Source organism: Eggerthella sp. (assembly GCF_048329335.1).
In the GTDB taxonomy this organism is placed as follows: domain Bacteria; phylum Actinomycetota; class Coriobacteriia; order Coriobacteriales; family Eggerthellaceae; genus Eggerthella; species Eggerthella lenta.
Genome location: NZ_DBFEGU010000273.1, coordinates 1 through 4,908, shown reverse-complemented (window position 1 = coordinate 4,908; position 4,908 = coordinate 1). Strand labels below are relative to the sequence as shown.

The 4,908-nt window shown below is 66.2% G+C and carries 3 protein-coding genes and 1 pseudogene; all 4 read right to left on the bottom strand.

The features are described from left to right. The coding region (gene purM / locus ACMO6A_RS08605) for a phosphoribosylformylglycinamidine cyclo-ligase (RefSeq protein WP_418471110.1) at nt 1–816 on the bottom strand (816 nt) is incomplete at its 3' end. 54 nt (nt 817–870) lie between these two features. Beyond that, nucleotides 871–2,373, bottom strand: coding sequence for an amidophosphoribosyltransferase (gene purF / locus ACMO6A_RS08600; RefSeq protein ID WP_114519549.1), 1,503 nt, complete (start codon nt 2,371–2,373; stop codon nt 871–873). Next, nucleotides 2,370–3,443 (bottom strand): class B sortase, encoded by a 1,074-nt coding sequence (srtB, locus tag ACMO6A_RS08595; RefSeq protein ID WP_114519587.1) that lies wholly within the window; start codon nt 3,441–3,443, stop codon nt 2,370–2,372. Before srtB ends, purF begins: the two co-directional genes overlap by 4 nt. A 340-nt stretch (nt 3,444–3,783) precedes the next feature. Next, nucleotides 3,784–4,908: pseudogene (locus tag ACMO6A_RS08590) on the bottom strand (polyphosphate--AMP phosphotransferase); the annotation flags it as partial.

Here is a 4,908-nt window from a genome sequence, read left to right as displayed (position 1 = left end):
CGCGTGCACGGCGCCCTCGCAAGCCTCCAGCACGGCGCGCACCGGCTTCACGTAGATGCGCGTGGGCTCCAAAAGCGCATCCTGCAGGCTGCGCCCGCCCAGCTCCTCGCGCTCGATGCGCAGCTCGTAGTGGGTCTTGCCCTCCACGCACACCTTGCGCGCCAGCGAGTAGCCGTTGGAGTGCAGGCCGCTGGACGCCAGGCCGATCAGCACATCGCCCTCGCGAACCGCCGCGGGATCGAGCATCTTCGCGCGGTCGACCACGCCCACGCAGAAGCCGGACAGGTCGTAGTCGTCCGGGTCCATGACGCCGGGATGCTCGGCCATCTCGCCGCCGATGAGCGCGCAGCCGGCCTGCTTGCAGCCCTCGCCGATGCCCGCCACGATCTCGGCCACGTTCTCGGCCTTCAGCTTGCCGATGGCCACGTAATCGAGGAAGAACAGCGGCTCGGCGCCGGTGGCCAGGATGTCGTTGGCGCACATGGCCACCAGATCGATGCCCACCGTGTCGTGCTTGCCGGCCATCTGGGCCACCTTGAGCTTCGTGCCCACGCCGTCGGTGCCGCTGACCAGCAGCGGATCGTCCATGTCCTTGGCCGCCGCGATGGAGAACAGGCCGCCGAAGCCGCCGATGTCGCCCACCACCTCGGGACGGTACGTGTCGTGCACGACGCCCTTGATGGCTTCGACGGCGCGCGCGCCCTCGGCCGTGTCCACGCCCGCCTGCGCGTAGGTCACCGCGTCCTCGTCCATCCAGCTGGGCATGTGCGGGCCGTCGTCGGTCTGCGCTGCGTTCACGGTTACTCTCTCGGTCATCTCTGCTCCTTGTGCCGTATCGTCCATGTCGGGGCGGTTCCCCCTGTCATGCTGCTATCGCGTGCGAGGGCGCGCCTCGTCGGCCGCACCTTCGCCGTAAGTCTCTTCGAAATCCTTCTTCGTGAGTAAGCTCTTCTTGGCCACCGAATCGGGGATGGCCACCGGGTAGTCGCCGGTGAAACATGCGTCGCAGAACCCCTGGCGGCGCGCATCGGGCACGGAGGCGCGCAGGCCCTCGAGCGAGATGAAGGCCAGCGAGTCCGAGCCGATCCACGCGTTCATCTCGTCCAGATCCATGTTCGCGGCGATCAGCTGGTCGCGCGTGTCGGTGTCGATGCCGTAAAAGCACGGCCACAGCACCTCGGGGCTCACGATGCGCAGATGCACCTCGGCCGCGCCCGCATCGCGCAGCATCTGCACGAGCTTCTTGCTGGTGTTACCGCGCACGATGCTGTCGTCGATGACCACGAGGCGCTTGCCCTCGATCACCGAGCGCAGCGGGTTCAGCTTCAAACGGATGCCCAGCTGGCGCATGGCCTGGGTGGGCTCGATGAACGTGCGTCCCACGTAGCGGTTCTTCACGATGCCGTCGGCGTACGGGATGCCGCTCTCAAACGCGTAGCCCATGGCCGACGGCACGCCCGAGTCGGGCACGCCCAGCACGAGGTCGGCCTCCACGGGCGCCTCCTGCGCCAGAATGCGCCCCATGTTGCGCCGCGCCTGGTACACGCTCTGGCCGTCGATCACGCTGTCGGGGCGCGCGAAGTACACGTACTCGAAGATGCACGCCGCCGACTTGCGGGCGGCAACGCCCTGCTCGGCGTGCATGCCGTCGCGGTTGAAGCGCACGATCTCGCCCGGTTCGACGTCGCGCACGTACTGCGCGCCCACGATGTCGAGCCCGCACGTCTCGCTGGACACCGCCCAGCCGCGGCCGTCGGGCAGCTCGCCGATGCACAGCGGGCGGATACCGTTGGGGTCGCGGAACGCGTACAGCGAATCGGGGCTGGCCAGCACCATGGCGTAGGCGCCCGACAGCTCCTCCATAGCGCGGCGGATGCCGTTGCGCAAGTGGTGCGTTTCCTGGGTCACCCGGCCGATTGCCTTCGCCGCCACCTCGCTGTCGGTGCCGGAACGGAACTGCACGCCCTCGTCGACGAGACGGGCGCGCAAGGCGTTCGTGTTGACGAGCGTGCCGTTGTGCGCCAGCGCGATCAGCACGTCGTCGATGGCCGAGATGTGCGGCTGCGCAGCCTCCCACGACGCGGCGCCGCCGCTCGTGGAGTAGCGCGCGTGGCCCACGGCCACGAAGCCCTCGAGCGCGGCCAGGCTTGCTTCGTCGAACACCTGGGTCACAAGGCCGAGGTCTTTCGACACCATGACCGTCGCACCGTCGCCCACGGCGATGCCGGCGCTCTCCTGACCGCGATGCTGCAGCGCTTGCAAGCCGAAGCACGTCATGCGCGCCACGTCTTCGCCGGGAGCGAACACGCCGAACACGGCGCACTCCTCTTCGAGGCGGTCGGGGCGCTCGCCCGGCAGGATGGACGTGCTCATGAAGCGATCTCCTGTTCTGCGGAATCGATGGCCGCGACGGCATCGGGGTCGATGACGTCGCCGTCGCCCTCGCCCACCGTGCTGGCCTTCACGTACGAATACAGCACGTAACGCCCGTCCGACGGCAGATTGTCGCACGTGGCGAGGGCGAAGGTGTGTTTGATATCGGAAGCAGCAGGTATGTCGGAAGCGGGCACCACCGATCGGTCGATCTTGTCCTGCACGTAGGCCACGCGTTCGTCCTCATCGGCGAACCGCGTCTGCGCCAACGGATCGTCGGCCGCCACATGCACGAGCGCGAACGTGCTCAGCTCGTAGTTGCCCTCAGGCGTGAGGATGTACACCGTGCGATGGTCGTTGAACTGGGCGGCATCGCTGAAATCGGCGACGCAGGCGAACATCGAGCCGTCGTTCAGATGATGGCCGTAGATGATGTTGTTCGGGTCGGAGAAGTCGGAGCTGTTCTCGGCCGCCAAAAAGATGGCGCCGAACGTGGCGATCCAGCCTTCCGATCCCTTGAAGTCGTGCGTAAGGTACTTCTCGTCGTCGGCCGCTTGCACGATGGGGTAGTTCACCACGGTGCCGGGAATGTAGATCCACCCCACCGTGTCGGGATTGATGGCCTTGAGCGCATCCCAGTCCACCGTGAAGTCGGCGAGCGACGTGGCCGACAGATCGTCGGGCGGCGTGAAACCCTCCCGCGCGACATCGTTATAGGTTTGCTGACCCTGCCAGTAACTGAAGCCGATGGCACCGAGCGCGGCCAGCGCCACGACGAACACCACGAGCGCGATCCAGAACACCACGCGCCACGGCCCGCTCTTCTTCCGAGGCCGTCCGGAACCGGGCTGCTGATAGGTCGGTTGCTGTCGATACGGGTAGCCTCCGCCTCCAGCCGATCTGCGCTGGGCAGGCTGAGCGGAGCGGTAGGCGGCATGCTGCGCGGTGGCCGGCCGGTAGGCGCCCGGTTGCGCCCCTGCCCGCACGTCGGGCGCGGCGCCCCTCGGCGCGCGCTGCTGCGCAGGTCGCCCGCTTGGAGCAGGGCCGGGATGCTGTCGGTACTCGGACATGTTCACCTTTCGGGATGATCTTCAAACAGCGGAACCCCGCCGTCGCCAGACCGTTACCATAATAAACAAACGCCCCCATGATGGGGGCGCGATGTTCGCAAAAACGCAATTTTCACGATAGGGACCGCTGTTCGCCGAAGCGGCTACTTCTTCATCTCGTCGATGAAGCCTTTCGCGATGAAGCCGACGATGACGAGGACGATGATCGCGACGATGACCCAGATAGCCTCCATGGGCACGGTGATTCCGAACAGAGTCATGACTGTTTACCCCTTTTTTTCGTTCAAGCGCGCGAATGCGCACGGTCGTTTCGAGTACTGCTGCCCATAGTAACGCGATCTCAGTTTTCGCGCAAGCGCGCTTCCAGGGCGTCGTTGATAATTTTGAGCGCCTTGACGCGCGCGTAGCGCTTGTCGTCGCTCTCGAGGATTATCCAGGGGGCGAACGGCGTGCTGGTCAAGCGGAAGATATCCTCGACCGCGGCTTTGTACTGGGGATACTTGTCGCGGTTGCGCCAATCCTCATCGGTGATCTTCCACTGTTTCGCAGGATCTTGCTCGCGGTCGCGAAAGCGTCGCAACTGCTCTTCGGGACTCACGTCAACCCAGAACTTCAGCAGGATGGCGCCCCACCGCACCAGATCGCGCTCGAATTCGTTGATCTCGTCGTACGCCCGCGTCCATTCCGACACCGAAGCGAAACCTTCGACGCGCTCCACGAGCACGCGACCGTACCAGCTGCGGTCGTAGATGCCCACGTGGCCCGCCTTCGGCAGACGCGTCCAATAGCGCCACAGGTGCGGATGCAGCAGCTCGGGCTTCGTGGGGGCGGGACTGGGAAAAATGGTATAGGCGCGGGCGTCGAGCGCTTGGGCCACGCGCTTGATGTTGCCGCCCTTGCCCGCGGCGTCCCAGCCTTCGTACATGATCATGAGCGGGATGCGCTTCTGGTACATCTCCATCTCCAGCCTGTTGAGGCGCTCCTGCTGGGCCTTGAGCTCGACCTTGTACGTCTCGGGGTCGAGCGCGAGCGCGTGGTCGACGCTCTCGAGGCACGGCGGGTCGTCCACCTGACGGAACCTCGAAACGCGCGGAGCGCGGGCGGAAGCAGCGGCTGCGGCGGCTTCCGCCTCCTCGCGCACGCGCGCCTCCTCTTCGGGAGAACGGCCGAACAGGGGCGCTTCATCGAGAGCGCCGGCGGAGTTGGCCTGCGCCTTGGCCGCCGCTACGGCGGCTTCGGCGTCGGGCGCCGCCTCGAACGCGCTCGTAAGCGCGTTCACCAGCGTCTCGGCGATCTGCAGGTTGGCGCGGCGCTTGTCCTCGCCGTTCACGAGATGCCATGGGGCGAACGAGAAGTCGCTGCCCTTCAGCAGGTTGTCGTACAGGCGGTACGCCTCCTCGTAGTTGCCGATGGTGGCCAGCTTGTCCTCGCCCACGCGCCAGCGCGTGGCCGGATCGTCATGCAG

Coding starts and splice junctions, on each gene's coding strand:
- srtB (WP_114519587.1), bottom strand. CDS start 3,443: ATGTCCGAGTACCGACAGCATCCCGGCCCTGCTCCAAGCGGGCGACCT.
- purF (WP_114519549.1), bottom strand. CDS start 2,373: ATGAGCACGTCCATCCTGCCGGGCGAGCGCCCCGACCGCCTCGAAGAG.